The sequence below is a fragment of the Streptomyces lydicamycinicus genome, assembly GCF_000829715.2.
GTDB lineage: Bacteria > Actinomycetota > Actinomycetes > Streptomycetales > Streptomycetaceae > Streptomyces > Streptomyces lydicamycinicus.
In genome coordinates, this window is record NZ_BBNO01000010.1 from 375,810 (window position 1) to 392,130 (window position 16,321).

General features: G+C 71.0%; 15 protein-coding genes. 9 read left to right on the forward strand and 6 right to left on the reverse strand.

Annotation, left to right across the window (positions count from 1 at the left end):
- The first annotated feature begins 365 nt into the window (after positions 1-365).
- The 7 genes from ccrA to pssA all read left to right on the forward strand — a co-directional run bounded on the left by ccrA (position 366) and on the right by pssA (position 8,126).
- Positions 366-1,703: a crotonyl-CoA carboxylase/reductase gene (gene ccrA, locus TU31_RS32465; protein ID WP_042161266.1), complete on the forward strand. Its 1,338-nt coding sequence runs from the start codon at positions 366-368 to the stop codon at positions 1,701-1,703.
- A 39-nt stretch (positions 1,704-1,742) separates the two neighbouring features.
- Positions 1,743-3,755: an ethylmalonyl-CoA mutase gene (locus TU31_RS32470; RefSeq protein ID WP_042161268.1), complete on the forward strand. Its 2,013-nt coding sequence runs from the start codon at positions 1,743-1,745 to the stop codon at positions 3,753-3,755.
- Complete coding sequence (locus tag TU31_RS32475; RefSeq protein WP_042161270.1) at positions 3,752-4,723, forward strand: HpcH/HpaI aldolase/citrate lyase family protein; 972 nt, start codon at positions 3,752-3,754, stop codon at positions 4,721-4,723. Before TU31_RS32470 ends, TU31_RS32475 begins: the two co-directional genes overlap by 4 nt.
- A 5-nt stretch (positions 4,724-4,728) precedes the next feature.
- A complete protein-coding gene (locus tag TU31_RS32480; protein ID WP_018090465.1) occupies positions 4,729-5,253 on the forward strand; it encodes a MaoC family dehydratase in 525 nt (174 codons plus the stop codon).
- A 2-nt stretch (positions 5,254-5,255) separates the two neighbouring features.
- On the forward strand, positions 5,256-6,461 hold the full coding sequence (locus TU31_RS32485; protein ID WP_042161274.1) for an acyl-CoA dehydrogenase family protein: 1,206 nt from the start codon (positions 5,256-5,258) through the stop codon (positions 6,459-6,461).
- Positions 6,462-6,631: 170 nt separating this feature from the next.
- On the forward strand, positions 6,632-7,279 hold the full coding sequence (locus TU31_RS32490; protein WP_042161276.1) for a phosphatidylserine decarboxylase: 648 nt from the start codon (positions 6,632-6,634) through the stop codon (positions 7,277-7,279).
- Complete coding sequence (gene pssA / locus TU31_RS32495) at positions 7,266-8,126, forward strand: CDP-diacylglycerol--serine O-phosphatidyltransferase (RefSeq protein WP_181018717.1); 861 nt, start codon at positions 7,266-7,268, stop codon at positions 8,124-8,126. The genes TU31_RS32490 and pssA overlap by 14 nt, the downstream gene beginning before the upstream one ends.
- Before the next feature lie 96 nt (positions 8,127-8,222).
- Here pssA and TU31_RS32500 read toward each other — a convergent pair whose 3' ends face one another.
- Entirely contained in the window at positions 8,223-9,347 is a 1,125-nt protein-coding gene (locus TU31_RS32500) for a glycerate kinase (protein WP_042161280.1), read from the reverse strand.
- 206 nt (positions 9,348-9,553) lie between these two features.
- On the opposite strand from TU31_RS32500, the gene TU31_RS32505 reads away from it, so the two are divergent.
- A complete protein-coding gene (locus TU31_RS32505) occupies positions 9,554-10,066 on the forward strand; it encodes an NUDIX domain-containing protein (protein ID WP_042161282.1) in 513 nt (170 codons plus the stop codon).
- A 40-nt stretch (positions 10,067-10,106) separates the two neighbouring features.
- Positions 10,107-10,916 (forward strand): DUF4037 domain-containing protein, encoded by an 810-nt coding sequence (locus TU31_RS32510; RefSeq protein WP_042161476.1) that lies wholly within the window; start codon positions 10,107-10,109, stop codon positions 10,914-10,916.
- Positions 10,917-11,066: 150 nt separating this feature from the next.
- On the opposite strand, the gene TU31_RS32515 is transcribed toward TU31_RS32510, so the two are convergent.
- From TU31_RS32515 to TU31_RS32535, 5 genes are all read right to left on the reverse strand, one after another.
- Positions 11,067-11,612, reverse strand: coding sequence for a methylated-DNA--[protein]-cysteine S-methyltransferase (locus TU31_RS32515; RefSeq protein ID WP_042161285.1), 546 nt, complete (start codon positions 11,610-11,612; stop codon positions 11,067-11,069).
- 6 nt (positions 11,613-11,618) lie between these two features.
- The gene (locus TU31_RS32520) at positions 11,619-13,091 is read right to left on the reverse strand and encodes a DNA-3-methyladenine glycosylase 2 (RefSeq protein ID WP_042161287.1); all 1,473 of its coding nucleotides are present in this window, start codon (positions 13,089-13,091) and stop codon (positions 11,619-11,621) included.
- A gap of 89 nt (positions 13,092-13,180) precedes the next feature.
- Positions 13,181-13,723, reverse strand: a complete 543-nt coding sequence (locus tag TU31_RS32525; protein WP_042161289.1) for an O-acetyl-ADP-ribose deacetylase — start codon at positions 13,721-13,723, stop codon at positions 13,181-13,183.
- A gap of 148 nt (positions 13,724-13,871) precedes the next feature.
- Positions 13,872-15,284 (reverse strand): phytoene desaturase family protein, encoded by a 1,413-nt coding sequence (locus tag TU31_RS32530; RefSeq protein ID WP_042161291.1) that lies wholly within the window; start codon positions 15,282-15,284, stop codon positions 13,872-13,874.
- Between the two features lie 49 nt (positions 15,285-15,333).
- Positions 15,334-16,260, reverse strand: a complete 927-nt coding sequence (locus TU31_RS32535; RefSeq protein ID WP_042161293.1) for an inositol monophosphatase family protein — start codon at positions 16,258-16,260, stop codon at positions 15,334-15,336.
- Positions 16,261-16,321: the final 61 nt, after the last annotated feature.

Sequence of the window (16,321 nt, forward strand, 5' to 3'; positions counted from 1 at the left end):
TGGCACTCAGTGTCTTGTCGCCTGGCACGCGGTGTCATACGTTGAGGGTGTCCGGGCGGCCGGCGTGCTGAGAACCCACGCGCGCCGGCTGTCCCACCAGCCCTATGTGGCTGTCCGCCCGGATGCCTGCGTCACAGGCACTTCCCAGCTGCCGCTGGGCACCGCGCTCACCAGCGCTGCCACGGCACCGCGGCCGACGGCTCTGCGATCCCCGCAGAGGCGACGGCAACGGCGCCAAACCCGGCCGAACCGACGGCACCACCTCCGCACCACCCCCGACGTTCCCCCCAACCGTTTCCCTCAACGGTTCCCCGAGCTCTCCACCGCGGTCGAGCCGGGGAGGCCCCAACCGCCGGAGGCACCCCGTGAACGAGATCCTGGACGCAATCCTCGCGCCTGACACCACCAGCGCCGACTTCGCCGGCCTGACCATCCCCGAGTCCTACCGCGCGGTGACCGTGCACAAGGACGAGGCCGACATGTTCTCCGGCCTGGAGACCAAGGAGAAGGACCCCCGCAAGTCGCTGCACGTCGATGAGGTGCCGGTGCCCGAGCTGGGCCCGGGCGAGGCGCTGGTGGCCGTCATGGCCTCCTCCGTGAACTACAACTCCGTGTGGACCTCGATCTTCGAGCCGATGTCGACGTTCGGGTTCCTGGAGCGCTACGGCAAGCTCTCCGAGCTCACCAAGCGGCACGACCTGCCGTACCACGTCATCGGCTCCGACCTCGCGGGCGTGGTCCTGCGCACCGGCCCCGGTGTCAACGCCTGGGGCCCCGGCGACGAGGTCGTCGCGCACTGCCTCTCCGTCGAGCTGGAGTCCTCCGACGGCCACAACGACACCATGCTCGACCCCGAGCAGCGGATCTGGGGCTTCGAGACCAACTTCGGCGGCCTGGCCGAGATCGCGCTGGTCAAGTCGAACCAGCTGATGCCCAAGCCGAAGCACCTGAGCTGGGAGGAGGCGGCGTCGCCCGGTCTGGTCAACTCCACCGCCTACCGCCAGCTCGTCTCGAAGAACGGCGCCGCGATGAAGCAGGGCGACAACGTCCTGATCTGGGGCGCGAGCGGCGGACTCGGCTCGTACGCCACCCAGTTCGCGCTGGCCGGCGGCGCCAACCCGATCTGTGTGGTCTCCTCCGACCAGAAGGCGGAGATCTGCCGGAAGATGGGCGCCGAGGCGATCATCAACCGCAACGCCGAGGGCTACAAGTTCTGGAAGGACGAGCAGACCCAGGACCCCAAGGAGTGGAAGCGCTTCGGCAAGCGCATCCGCGAGCTGACCGGCGGCGAGGACATCGACATCGTCTTCGAGCACCCCGGCCGCGAGACCTTCGGCGCGAGCATCTACGTCACCCGCAAGGGCGGCACCATCACCACCTGCGCCTCGACCTCGGGCTACATGCACGAGTACGACAACCGCTACCTGTGGATGTCGCTGAAGCGGATCGTCGGCTCGCACTTCGCCAACTACCGCGAGGCGTGGGAGGCCAACCGCCTGATCGCCAAGGGCAAGATCCACCCGACCCTGTCGAAGACGTACACCCTCGAAGAGACCGGACAGGCGGCGTACGACGTGCACCGCAACCTCCACCAGGGCAAGGTCGGCGTGCTGGCACTGGCCCCCGAGGAGGGGATGGGCGTGCGCGACGAAGAAATGCGCGCCAAGCACCTCGACGCCATCAACCGGTTCCGGAACGTCTGAGGCAACTCGGACTGCGGACCACGAAGATACGGGCCTGATATGACTGAGCGTCAGAAGGATCGTCCGTGGCTGATGCGGACGTACGCCGGCCACTCCACCGCCGAGGCGTCCAACGAGCTGTACCGTCGCAACCTCGCCAAGGGCCAGACCGGCCTGTCGGTCGCGTTCGACCTCCCGACGCAGACCGGTTACGACCCCGACCATGTCCTCGCCCGCGGCGAGGTCGGCCGGGTCGGGGTCCCCGTGTCCCACCTCGGTGACATGCGACGGCTGTTCCAGGACATCCCGCTGGACCAGATGAACACCTCGATGACCATCAACGCGACGGCCATGTGGCTGCTGGCGCTGTACGAGGTGGTCGCCGAGGAGCAGGGCGCCGACATCTCCAAGCTGTCGGGGACGACGCAGAACGACATCGTCAAGGAGTACCTCTCGCGCGGGACGCATGTCTTCCCGCCGGGACCCTCGCTCCGGCTGACCACCGACATGATCACGTACACGGTGGCGCACATCCCCAAGTGGAACCCGATCAACATCTGCAGCTACCACCTGCAGGAGGCGGGCGCCACACCGGTCCAGGAGATCGCCTATGCGATGTCCACCGCGATCGCGGTACTGGACGCGGTGCGGGACTCCGGGCAGGTGCCGCCGGAGAAGTTCGGCGATGTCGTGGCCCGTATCTCGTTCTTCGTGAACGCCGGAGTCCGCTTCATCGAGGAGATGTGCAAGATGCGCGCCTTCGGCCGCATCTGGGACAAGATCACCCGTGAGCGCTACGGCATCGAGAACGAGAAGCAGCGCCGGTTCCGCTACGGCGTCCAGGTCAACTCGCTCGGTCTGACCGAGGCGCAGCCGGAGAACAACGTCCAGCGGATCGTGCTGGAGATGCTGGCCGTCACGCTCTCCAAGGACGCCCGCGCCCGCGCGGTGCAACTCCCGGCCTGGAACGAGGCGTTGGGGCTGCCGCGCCCCTGGGACCAGCAGTGGTCGCTGCGCATCCAGCAGGTCCTGGCGCACGAGAGCGATCTGCTGGAGTACGAGGACATCTTCGCCGGCTCGCATGTCATCGAGGCCAAGGTGGACGCCCTGGTCACCGACTGCCTCGCGGAGATCGAGCGGATCCAGGAGATGGGCGGCGCGATGGCCGCGGTGGAGTCCGGCTATCTCAAGTCGCAGCTGGTCTCCGCGCACGCCGAGCGGCGGGCCCGGATCGAGGCCGGCGAGGAGAAGATCGTCGGCGTCAACTGCTTCGAGGGCACCGAGCCCAACCCGCTCACCGCGGACCTCGACACGGCCATCATGACCGTCGACCCGGCCAACGAGGCACGGGTCGTCCAGGCGCTCCACGAGTGGCGGGACAACCGCGACGAGTCCCGCGCCCAGGACGCCCTGTCGGGCCTGAAGAAGACCGCGGCGGGCGACGGCAACCTCTTCGCGGCCACCCTGGAGTGCGCACGTGCCGGTGTGACGACCGGTGAGTGGGCCTGGGCGCTGCGGGACGTCTTCGGCGAGTTCCGGGCCCCTACGGGCGTCTCCAGCGCTCCCCTGGCGGTCGCCGCCGAGGAGGGCAGCCCGCTCGCCGAGGTCCGCGAGAAGGTCGCCAAGACCGCGGCCGAGCTCGGCAGCGGCAAGCTGCGGCTGCTGGTCGGCAAGCCCGGCCTCGACGGGCACAGCAACGGCGCCGAGCAGATCGCCGTACGGGCCCGGGACGCCGGCTTCGAGGTGATCTACCAGGGCATCCGGCTCACCCCGGAGCAGATCGTCTCGGCCGCGGTCGCCGAGGACGTGCACTGTGTGGGGCTGTCGATCCTGTCCGGCTCGCACGCCGAGCTGGTGCCGGACGTCCTGGCCCGGCTGCGCCGCACCGGCGTCGACGACATGCCGGTCATCGTCGGCGGCATCATTCCCTCCGCCGATGCGACCGCGCTCCGGGAAGCCGGAGTGGCGGCCGTCTTCACCCCCAAGGATTTCGGTATTACGGAGATCATCGGCCGTATCGTCGACGAAATCCGGAAAGCGAACCAGCTCGACCCCCTGGAGGTCCCCGCATGACCCAGGCGAACCGCCCGCCCGGCGGCCGGCCGCGCCGCTCCTGCCTCGCGGTCCCCGGCAGCAACCCGCGCTTTCTGGAGAAGGCCCAGGGCCTCCCGGCCGACCAGGTCTTCCTGGACCTGGAGGACGCCTGCGCCCCGCTCGCCAAGGAAGGCGCCCGGCACCACATCGTCGAGGCGCTGAACGAGGGCGACTGGACCGGCAAGACACGGGTCGTGCGGGTCAACGACTGGACCACGCACTGGACGTACCGGGACGTCATCACGGTCGTCGAGGGCGCGGGGCAGAACCTCGACTGCATCATGCTGCCGAAGGTGCAGGACGCCCAGCAGATCGTGGCGCTGGACCTGCTGCTGACGCAGATCGAGAAGACCATGGGCTTCGAGGTCGGCAGGATCGGCATCGAGGCGCAGATCGAGAACGCCAAGGGCCTGGTGAACGTCGACGAGATCGCCGGTGCCTCGCCGCGCCTGGAGACCATCATCTTCGGCCCGGCCGACTTCATGGCGTCCATCAACATGAAGTCCCTGGTGGTCGGCGAGCAGCCGCCCGGCTATGGGGCGGATGCGTACCACTACATTCTGATGCGCATTCTGATGGCGGCACGCACCTACGATCTCCAGGCCATCGACGGTCCGTACCTTCAGATCAAGAATGTTGACGGCTATCGCGAGGTCGCCGGCCGCGCCGCCGCCCTCGGCTTCGACGGCAAATGGGTGCTGCACCCGGGTCAGGTCGAGGCCGCCAACGAGGTGTTCTCGCCCTCCCAGGAGGACTACGACCACGCCGAGCTGATTCTGGACGCCTACGAGTGGCACACCTCGGCGGCGGGCGGAGCCAAGGGTTCCGCGATGCTCGGCGATGAAATGATCGACGAGGCGAGCCGGAAGATGGCACTGGTCGTCGCCGGCAAGGGCCGGGCCGCCGGCATGATCCGCACATCCAAGTTCGAGGCCCCGGAGGCTTAAGCGCGATGCAGTTCGGCCGCACCTATGAAGAGTTCACCGTCGGCGATGTGTACAAGCACTGGCCGGGGAAAACCGTCACGGAATACGACGACCACCTCTTCTGTCTGCTCACCATGAATCATCACCCGCTGCACATGGACAGCAACTACGCCGAGCAGACCACCGACTTCGGAAAGAACGTCGTCGTCGGTAACTACATCTACTCCCTGCTGCTGGGCATGTCGGTGCCCGACGTCTCCGGAAAGGCCATCGCCAATCTGGAGATCGAGTCGCTGAAGCATGTGGCGCCCACCTTCCACGGCGACACGATCTACGGCGAGACGACCGTGCTCGACAAGACCCCGTCCCGCTCCAAGTCGGACCGCGGCATCGTGCACGTCGAGACCAAGGGATACAAGCAGGACGGCACCCTGGTCTGCGTCTTCCGGCGCAAGGTCATGGTTCCCACGGCCACGTACATCAAGGAGCGCGGCGGCGAGCAGCCCGGCCGCCCGGAGCTTCAGGCCCCGCCGGCCAAGAAGGAGAAGTAGCCATGACCCGTCTCGCACAGACCGAGGGCCTGACCGACATTCAGCGGGAAATCCTCTCCACCGTCCGCGATTTCGTGGACAAGGAGATCCTGCCGGTCGCCACCGAGCTGGAGCACCGCGACGAATACCCGTCGCAGATCGTCGAGGGCCTCAAGGAACTCGGCGTGTTCGGGCTGATGATCCCCGAGGAGTACGGCGGTCTGGGTGAGTCCCTTCTCACCTATGCGCTGACCGTCGAGGAGATCGCCCGCGGCTGGATGAGCGTCTCGGGCATCATCAACACGCACTTCATCGTGGCGTACATGCTCAAGCAGCACGGCACGCAGGAGCAGAAGGACTACTTCCTACCGAAGATGGCGGCCGGTGAGATCCGGGGCGCCTTCTCGATGTCGGAGCCCGCACTGGGCTCGGATGTTTCGGCCATTTCTTCCAAGGGCGTGCGGGACGGTGACGATTACGTCCTGAACGGCCAGAAGATGTGGCTCACCAACGGCGGTTCGTCCACCCTCGTCGCGGTGCTCTGCCGTACGGACGAGGGCCACCCGGAGGGCACCGCGCCGCACAAGTCGATGACGACCTTCCTCGTGGAGAAGGAGGCCGGCTTCGGTGAGGTGCGCCCCGGCCTGACCATTCCGGGCAAGATCGACAAGATGGGCTACAAGGGTGTCGACACCACCGAGCTGATCATGGACGGGCTGCGGATCCCGGCCGATCGGGTGCTCGGCGGCGAGACCGGACGTGGCTTCTATCACATGATGGACGGCGTCGAGGTCGGCCGGGTCAATGTGGCCGCGCGCGGCTGCGGCGTCGCCCAGCGCGCCTTCGAGCTGGGCGTTTCGTACGCGCAGCAGCGACACACCTTCGGCAAGCCGATCGCGCAGCACCAGGCCATCCAGTTCAAACTGGCAGAAATGGCGACAAAGGTCGAAGCCGCCCATGCCATGATGGTTAACGCCGCTCGCAAAAAGGACTCGGGCCAGCGAAACGACCTCGAAGCGGGCATGGCGAAGTACCTGGCCTCCGAGTACTGCAAGGAGGTGGTGGAAGACGCGTTCCGTATCCACGGTGGCTACGGCTTCTCGAAGGAGTACGAGATCGAGCGCCTCTACCGCGAGGCCCCCATGCTCCTGATCGGTGAAGGTACCGCCGAGATCCAGAAAATGATCATTGGGCGACGGCTACTGGAGGAGTACCGGATCCAGGGGTGAACATCCCGTTTGCGGCACTTTGTCCTAGACGAAGATCACACCCCGTCATCGTTCTTCGGCCACGGATTGGCTCTGGCTCTTGGCCAGTTGCCGCTCGTAACCGATAGCATCCATGGAAAGCCGCCGTCCCCCGTGTCCATAAGCGGCATCCTCCGCTACGAAGGTCATCCATGCCCCACAGCCAATCCTCTGCACAACGCGGTCGCGTCCGCCTCGCGCGCGGAGCGTCGCCGTGGCTCCTGCCGACCGTTGCCACGGCAGCGGTCAGCCTCGCCCGGTCTCGCCGGTCGGGTCGCTGGGCCGCCGTTGCCGTGCCCACCACCGCACTGGCGGCGGGCATGCTGTGGTTCTTCCGCGACCCCGAGCGGGAGATCGCTCAGGGCCGGGTCATCTCTCCGGCCGACGGCGTGGTGCAGAGCATCATGCCGTGGAAGGACGGGCGCACCCGCGTCGCGATCTTCATGAGCCCGCTGAACGTTCACGTCAACCGTGCGCCGCTGGCCGGCACGGTGACGTCCGTGGAGCACATCCCCGGCGGATTCGTTCCGGCGTTCAACAAGGAGAGCGAGAACAACGAGCGGGTTGTCTGGCACTTCGACACCGAGCTCGGCGACATCGAGATGGTGCAGATCGCCGGCGCGGTGGCCCGCCGAATCGTCCCCTACGTGCCCCAGGGCACCAAGGTGGAGCAGGGTGAACGGATCGGCCTGATCCGCTTCGGCTCGCGGGTCGACGTCTACCTCCCGGAGGGCGTCGAGGCCGCGGTCGAGGTCGGCCAGGCCACCACCGCGGGGGTGACTCGCCTTGACCGTGATTGATCCCGAAACACAGGCCGGCTGGGCGCCCGAGACCGATGAGGACGAGGACGACATGCCGCTGTCCACGCGGCTGTCAATAGCGGACACCCTCACCCTCGGCAACGCGATCTGCGGCTTCATGGCCGTGTACTTCACGACCACCGGGGTCCTCATCCCGCATCTGACGGGCAACGAGGACGGCGGGATGGCCCGGCACAGTGCCGCGATGGCCGTGATCCTGATGCTGCTCGCGTCGGTCTTCGACCTCTTCGACGGACTGGTGGCACGCAAGCTGCGGGCCTCGGCGATGGGGGCCGAGCTCGACAACCTCTCCGACCTGATCAGCTTCGGACTGGCGCCCGCCTACTTCGTCGTGACCTGGGGCATGGTCGCCCAGGACGCGCATCAGCGGGTGTCGGTCGTCGCGGCGGTCGTGGTGCTGCTGGCGGTGGTGCTCCGGCTTGCGCGGTTCTCCTGTGTCACGCTGCGTGACGGCATCTTCCAGGGCATGCCGAGCCCGTTCGGCGCCCTGACCGTCGTCGCCATCGTGCTGCTGGAGCTGCCGTTCCTGCCGACGCTGCTGGCGATCATCGGCGTGGCCTGGCTGATGGTGAGCCGGGTCGAGTACCCCAAGCCGCGGGGCCGCCTCGCGGTGGCGATGCTCAGCTGGATCGTGCTCAGCATGGGCATGCTCGCCGCCTGGGCCCTGGACGCCCCCGGCGGTCAGCTGCTGCTCCAGACCGGCTGCTCCCTTCAGGTGGTCCTGGGCGCGATGATCCCGCTGTTCGCGACGGCCCGGAGGGTCAACACCTTCCGCGACAACCGCCGTGAGTCGCGCGCGGAGTCCCGCGCCGCACAGCTCCCGTAACGGAACGCAGCACACGCCGCGGGCCCCGAGCGAATGATTCGCTCGGGGCCCGCGGCGTTCGTGGTGGGTGCGGCCCGCCGGAGGCCGCACCGGGCCTCAGACCAGGAAGTCCCGCGCCAGCCGCTCCGCCGCCCGCTCCAGCAGCGGGCCCGCCTCGGCCATGCAGCGGGCCGGGTCCGGTTCCAGATCCGTCAGGGCGTAGGCCCGCCGGATGCCGGCCGCGGCGAGCGCCTCCTGGGGCAGCTGGAGCCGGCCGCAGACCGCGACCACGTCCAGACCGGCCGCACGGGCCGCGGCGGCGACCCCGGCCGGCGCCTTGCCGTGCAGGGTCTGCGTGTCGAGCGAACCCTCGCCGGTGATGACGAAGGTGGCCTTCGCCAGCGCCGGGGCGAAGCCCAGGACGTCCAGCATCACGTCGATGCCCGGCCGGAAGGCCGCGTCCAGGCCGACCAGTGCGCCGTAGCCGATACCGCCCGCGGCGCCCGCGCCCGGCGCCAGGGCGTGTTCCGCGGCCCTGGGGCCCACCGCACCCGCCAGCACCTCGGCATAGTGCGCCAGGGCCGCGTCCAGGGTGGCCACGTCCTCCTCGCTCGCCCCCTTCTGCGGGCCGTAGACCGCCGGGGCGCCCTTCGGGCCCGTGAGCGGGTTGTCGACGTCGCTGGCGAGCACGATCGCGGTCTTCGCGAGCCGGGGGTCCAGCCCCGACAGATCGGCGGTGGCCAGGTCGCGCAGCGGGCCGCCGCCGGGGGCGACCGGCTCGCCGTCCGCGTCCAGGAACCGCGCGCCGAGCGCCGCGAGCATCCCCGCCCCGCCGTCGGTCGTGGCGCTGCCGCCGACGCCGAAGACGATCGAGGTCGCGCCCGCGTCGAGGGCGGCGAGCAGCAGCTCGCCGGTGCCGTACGTGGTGGCCGTCAGGGGCGCGAAGACGCCCTCGGGGAGGTGCTGGAGTCCGGAGGCCTCCGCCATCTCCACCACCGCGGTGCCGTCGGCCCGCAGCGCGAAAGTGGCCGTGACCGGCGTGCCGGTGGGACCGGTCACCTGCACCCTGTGGGGCGCGAATCCAGCGGCGACAGCCGCCTGTGTCGTGCCGTCGCCGCCGTCCGCGACCGGGACGGCCGAGACCGCCAGCCCGGGGACCGCGCGCCGCAGACCGGCGGTGACATGCTCGGCGACCTCGACGGCCGTGAGCGAGCCCTTGAATTTGTCCGCGGCGATCAGCACATGTGCTGTGGGTGTCCTTGATGCGTCCGCCACCGTGTTTCCCCTTGCTTTCGAACTGGCAGTCGCGCCGCTGTGACCTTATCCGGCACGCGCCACGGCGAACAGGGCACACCGGTCCGCGGTGCCGCCGAGCGCCCCCGGTGTGCGCCCCTCGAAGATCCGCCGGGCGGGCGCGGCCCCGGACCCGCGCCATCTAGGCTCGCGCCGTGACGACCATGGACTACGCCGCTTACATCGCCGGTCTGCCCCGTGTGATCGCGGGCGCAGGCACCCTCTTCCGCGACGCGGAGGGCCGTCTGCTGCTCGTGGAGCCCAACTACCGCGACACCTGGATCCTGCCCGGCGGCACCGTCGAGTCGGACGCCGGCGAATCGCCGCGGCAGGCCGCCCGCCGCGAGACCGCCGAGGAGATCGGCCTGGACATCGAGCCGGGCGCGCTGCTCGCCATCGACTGGGTACGCGGCACGGACCGCCCGCCGCTGGTGTCGTACCTCTACGACGGCGGGGTGCTGGACGCCGCCCAGCTGTCCGCGATCCGCCTCCAGGAGACCGAGCTGCTGTCCTGGCGCATGGTGCACTGGGACGAGGCCCAGACGCTGGTGAACCGGGAGATGGCGCTGCGTGTCGACGCCGCGCTGAAGGCCCTCGCGGCCGGCCGTGGCCCGACAGAACTGGAAGACGGAGTTCCGCCGAACGGGGCTGACGGCCCGTCGAAATGAGGTGGACACCGGGGCGGCCGTGCTCCCTAGGCTGACCGCCATGGAAGCCATCGCAGCCAAGATCGCACAGGTGCCGGGAATCGTCGGGGTGATGCTCGGCGGAAGCCGGGCCCGGGGCACCCACCGGCCTGACTCCGACTGGGATCTGGGGGTCTATTACCGGGGTGAGCCGGACCTGGCGGCGCTGGAGACGCTGGCCGCGGAGGTGACCGGCGGTCCCGTCGAGGTGTACGGGCCGGGGGCCTGGGGCGCGTGGGTCAACGGCGGCGCCTGGCTGGAGCTGCCCGACGGCCGTCAGGTGGACTGGATCCTGCGGGACGTCGACCGGGTGCGGCAGGTCTGGGAGGAGTGCCGCGCGGGCCGCTTCGAGATCGGCGTACAGGCCGGTCACCCGCTCGGCTTCTGGTCCCCCGCCTATCCGGGCGAGGCGGCGCTGGGCCGGGTGCTCGCCGACCCCGGGGGCGAACTGGCCCGGCTCCGGCAGGAGACCCAGGACTATCCGGAGCCCCTGCGCAAGGCACTGACCGGCGGCGCGGTCTGGGACGCCGGGTTCTCGGTGGCGATGGCCGGCAAGTCGTACGCCGCCCGGGACGTGCTGCACTCCGCCCTGTGTCTCTCCCGCGCCGTCGGCTACCTCGTCCAGGCCCTGCACGCCCACCACCGCACCTGGTGCCTCAACGAGAAGGGCGCACTCACGGCGGCCGCGGCGATGCCGGAGACACCGCCCGGCTTCGGTGCCCGCGCCCAAGCCCTGCTCGGCGAACTCGGCCACACGGAAGAGGAGTTGGGCCGCTCGCTGACTGCGGCGGAGGAGCTGGTGGCAGAGGTACGGGAGGTGACGGGGGGCTAGGGCGGGGCTCGCGGAGCGAGGGGCCCGTCCCGGCGAAGGCCCCGTGCCGGCAGAGGCACGACCCGGCAGAGCCCGTCCCGGCGGAGGCCCGCCCCGGCGGAGGCCCCGTCCCGGCGCAGCGCGCATCGCGCGGGGTCTGCGGTGGCCCCGTCAGCCGCACGCCTCCGCCGGGAAGAGCGTGTCGGCCGTGCGCTCGAAGGCGAGCAGGCGGCGCTTGCGGTCGAGGCCGCCGCCGTAGCCGGTGAGGCTGCCGTTGGCGCCGACGACGCGATGGCAAGGGACGATGATGCCGACCGGGTTGCGGCCGTTGGCCAGGCCGACCGCGCGGGACGCCGACGGGGTGCCGAGCCGCTCGGCGAGCTGTCCGTAGGAGACGGTCTCGCCGTACGGGATGGTGCACAGCGCCGCCCACACGCGGCGCTGGAAGGGTGTGCCGCGCAGGGCGAGCGGCAGGTCGAAGGTGGTCAACTCGCCGCGGAAATAGGCCCGGAGCTGGGTGATGGTCGCGGCGAACGGGGGCTCGCCGGGGTCCGCCGGGTGGCCGAAGGTCTCCTGGGGCGGGCGGTGGCGCTGGTCGGTCATGTAGAGACCGCTGAGGGACTCGCCGGTGGCGACGAGGGTGAGCGGCCCCACCGGGGTGTCGTCCAGGACGGTGTGGGTGACGGGGGCGGCGGGTTCGGGTGCGTGCACGGTCATGGCGGCTCAGTTCGTCGGGAGGTGATTGATGGGGTGGTCGTCGGTCGCCCAGAGGTACTGGACGGCGTAGGCGCGCCAGGGGCGCCAGAGCGCGGAGTGCCGGATGAGGGCCGCCGGGGTGTGCGGCAGGCCGAGGCCGGCGGCCGCGCGGCGCAGCCCGAGGTCGGTGGGGGTGAAGGCGTCCGGGTCGCCGAGTGCGCGCATGGCGATGCATTCGACGGTCCAGGGGCCGATGCCGGGCAGCGCCGCGAGCTGCGCCCGGGCGACGTCCCGGTCGCTGCCGACGCCCAGTTGCAGCGCACCGGAGCCGAGGGCGGCGATGACGCCGGTGAGGGTGGCCCGGCGGGTGCGGGGCATCGCCAGTTGCTCCGGGTCCAGCCCGGCGAGCGCGGCGGCGGACGGGAAGAGATGGCTGAGGCCGCCGTCCGGGTCGTCGACCGGTTCGCCGTGCGCACGGACCAGCCGTCCAGCGTGGGTGCGGGCCGCCGCGGTGGAGACCTGCTGGCCCAGGACGGCACGGACCGCGAATTCGTCCGCGTCGACCGTCCGCGGGACCCGGCGGCCGGGCGCCTTGTCGACGAGCGGGGCCAGCCGCGGGTCCTCGCGGAGCAGCCCGTCGACGGCTTCCGGGTCCGCGTCGAGGTCGAGCATCCGGCGGCAGCGGGCGATGGCACCGGCCAGATCGCGCAGATCGGTGAGGGAGAGCCGGCAGTCGATGTGGTCGGGGCGGGGCGCGAGGGCCACGATGCCGTGCCCGTAGGGGAGGTTCAGGGTCCGGCGGTAGGCGCCGTCCCGCCACTCCTCGACGCCGGGGACCGCGGTGGCGGCGAGATGCCCGAAGAGGTTGTCGGGGTTCAGCGGCTGCCGGAAGGGCAGCCGCAGCGCGAGCGCACCGGGCACCGTCGCCCTCGGGCCCGGCCGGGCGCGCTGCCGCAGCTCCGTCGGGGACAGCGCGAAGACCTCCCGGACCGTCTCGTTGAAGGTGCGGATGCTGGCGAAACCCGCGGCGAAGGCGACCTCGGCCATCGGCAGTGTGGTGGTCTCCACCAGGAGCCGGGCGGTCTGCGCCCGCTGGGCCCGGGCCAGGGCGAGCGGACCGGCCCCCAGCTCGGCCAGCAGCTGTCGCTCGGTCTGCCGGGTGCTGTAGCCGAGCCGGGCCGCGAGTCCGGGGACACCCTCGCGGTCGACGATGCCATCGGCGATCAGCCGCATGGCGCGGGCGACGAGGTCGGCCCGCTCGTTCCACTCCGGGGACCCCGGGCTGGCGTCCGGCCGGCACCGCTTGCAGGCCCGGAAACCGGCCTGCTGGGCGGCGGCCGCGCTCGGGTAGAAGCGCATGTTCTCCGGCTTGGGAGGCACCACGGGGCAGCTGGGACGGCAGTAGATACGAGTGGTGAGCACGGCCGTGAAGAACCAGCCGTCGAAGCGGGCGTCCTTGGACTGCACGGCGCGCAGACAGCGCTCGGTGTCGGTGTGCATGACCTCAGGATTCCTCAGCGGAGGCGCCCCGGCTGGCGAGAATCCGACATCAACGTGGGGTGACCAGGGCGGCCCGCCGCTCTCCTCCGTCAGCCCGCCCCGCCCTCCTCCGCCAGGGCCGTCTCGTACGTCTCGCGCGCGTGGTCGTCGAAAACGACGAAGCGGATCTCGTCGAAGGCGTCGGGGGACACGGCGACCGCGGCACGGACGGTGGCGACGGCGGTGCGGGCGCCGTCGGCGAGCGGCCAGCCGTACACGCCCGTGGAGATGGCCGGGAAGGCGACCGTCCGCGCGCCCAGGTCGTCGGCAACCCGCAGGGACTCGCGGTAGCAGGAGGCCAGGAGCTCGGAGCGGTCCTCGCTCTTCGCCCACACCGGGCCGACGGTGTGGATGACCCAGCGGGCCGGCAGCCGGCCGGCGGTGGTGGCGACGGCCTGACCGGTGGGCAGACCGCGGCCGTACTGGGCGGCGCGCAGGGCGCGGCACTCGTCGAGGATCTCCGGGCCGCCGCGCCGGTGGATCGCGCCGTCCACTCCCCCGCCGCCGAGGAGTGACGAGTTGGCGGCGTTGACCACGGCGTCCACGGCCTGTTCGGTGATGTCGCCCTGGATGAGGGTGAGGGAGGTGCTCATGGGGGACGAGCCTAGGCCGTGTCCCGCCGGATCTCCGGGAACGACGAGCGGGGCGGCCGGGGACGCCGGGGATCCACGGCACCCCTGGCCCGCGGTCCCATGGCGCCCCTGCCCCGTAGCCCCGCGGCAGGACCGAACGGCCCGTCGTTCAGCGGTGGTTGGCGCGCAGGTGGCGCCAGACGGTCTTGGCGGCGTAGTGGCCGGACATGCCGTGGACGCCGGGGCCGGGCGGGGTGGCCTGGGAGCAGAGGTAGATGGCGGGGTGGGCGGTTTCGTACGGGACCCGGGCGAGCTTGGGGCGGATGAGCAGGCGCAGGCCGGCCGCGGAGCCGGTGTTGGTGTCGCCGCCGACGTAATTGGCGTTGCGGGCGGCGATTTGGGGCGGGCCGGCGACCGCGCGGGCCAGCACCAGGTCGCGGAAGCCGGGGGCGAAGCGCTCGATCTGGCGCTCGACGACCTCGGTGGCGTCGCCCTCCCAGCTGTTGGGGACATGCCCGTACGCCCAGAAGGTGTGCTTGCCCTCGGGGGCGCGGGTGGGGTCGATCAGGCTGGGCTGAGCGGTGATCAGGAAGGGGACGGCGGGGTCCTGGCCGTGGGTGGCGGCGTTGAGCGAGGCGCCGATCTCACCGCTGGTGGGGCCGATGTGGACGGTGCCGGCGCGGTGCGCCTCCTTGGCCGTCCACGGCACCGGGGCCGACAGCGCGTAGTCGATCTTGAAGACGCTGGGGCCGTACTTCACCTCGCGGTAGGCGTTGCCCAGTCCGGCGATCCGGGCGAGCGCGGTCGGTGAGGTGTCGAAGACATACGCACGGGCCGGCGGCAGATCGTCCAGGCGCTTGACCTCGAAGTCGGTGTGCACCACTCCGCCGTGGGCGCGCAGCAGACCGGCGAGCGCGTCGGAGATGGCCTGGGAGCCGCCGCGCGGTACCGGCCAGCCCTTGTGGTGCGCGGCGAGCGCGAACATCAAGGCCATACCGGAGGTGCCGATGCCGCTGAGCGGGGCGTTGGCGTGCGCCCCGAGTCCGGCCAGCAGTCCGCGGGCCTTCGCGCCATGGAAGCGGCGGTTGAGGAGGCTGACCGGCTGGATCCCGACCAGGCCGAAGCGGGCGTAGGTCACGGGGTCCTGCGGCAGGCCGAGCCACTGGGTGCGCAGGAAGTCGTGGGCCATGGTGTCCCACTTGCCGACGAAGGGCGCCACCAGCCTGCGGTAGGCGCCGGCGTCCCGCGGCCCGAAGGACATGGCGGTCTCGCCGACGGAGTGGGCGAGCACGGCGGCCGTGCCGTCCGGGAAGGGGTGCGCCATCGGGAGGTCGGGGTGCAGCCATTCGAGGCCGTAGCGGTCCAGCGGCATGGCGGAGAAGGCGGGCGAGCCGACGCCGGTGGGGTGCACCGCCGAGCAGGGGTCGTGGCGGAAGCCGGGGAGGGTCAGCTCCTCGGTGCGGGCGCCGCCGCCGATGGTGTCGCGGGCCTCGAAGACCTCCACGGACATACCGCGGCGGGCCAGTTCGGCGGCCGCCGTCAGGCCGTTGGGTCCCGCTCCGATCACCACGGCATCGAGCATCCTCGGCACCTGCGCCACTCCCCTCACGTCCGGCCCTCGGCGTTGAGGGTCAGTTGGCGGCTGCCAGCAGTCCGAGGATACGCCGCGCCGTTTCGGCGTCCCGCGCCGCGGTGAAGGGCAGCGCATTGCCGCCTTCGATACGGAACGGCTGCCCGGCGACCGTGCCGCTGGCGCCGCCCGCCTCATGGACCAGCAGCAGCCCGGCCGCGTGGTCCCAGGCGTTCTCCCAGCTGAAGGCCGTGGCGTCGATCTCGCCGCGGGCTATGTGCAGATACTCCAGGCCCGCCGAGCCACAGGGGCGCGGGGCGATACCGCCGGTCTCCAGGGTGGCGAGCACCCGCTTCTGCTCGTCGTCGGTGAAGTCGTAGTGGGAGGTGGCGACATCGAGGACGGCACCGGCGGACGGGCTGCCGGCCTGGAGCGGTACCCCGTTCAGCCGGGCGCCGGCACCGCGGCGGGCGACGGCCATCAGGCCGAGCGCGGGGGCGTACGTCCAGGAGGCCAGCACCTCGCCGCGGTGGGCGAGCGCGACGAGCGTGCAGAAGCCGGGGTCGCCGTGCACGAACTGGCGGGTGCCGTCGACCGGGTCGACGATCCAGACGGGGGCGTCACCGTGCAGCGCGTCGAGCACGCCCGGGTCGGCGTGCACCGCTTCCTCGCCGACCACCCGGGAGCCGGGCAGCAGGGCCGTGAGCGAGACGGTGAGGTGTTCCTCGGCGAGCCGGTCGGCGACCGTGACGAGGTCGTGCGGCCCGTTCTTCTCGACGATGTCCTCGGCGGCGAGCTGCCGGAAGCGGGGCATGATCTCGTCGGCCGCGGCACGGCGGACGGCGGCCTCGACGGCGGCCAGGTCCAGGGCCGAGAGGTCGAGCGACGGGCCGTCCGGGGCGGGGCCCGGGGTCGCGGCGGACGGGGTGGCGGCAATCGGGGTAATCGCGGTCTCTCCTGCTTCTTGGGTACGAAGTGCTTCGATCATGTGTCCATCGAAACACGAGCCACTGACACGAGGACTGGACTCCAGGTGAATTCCGGATGCC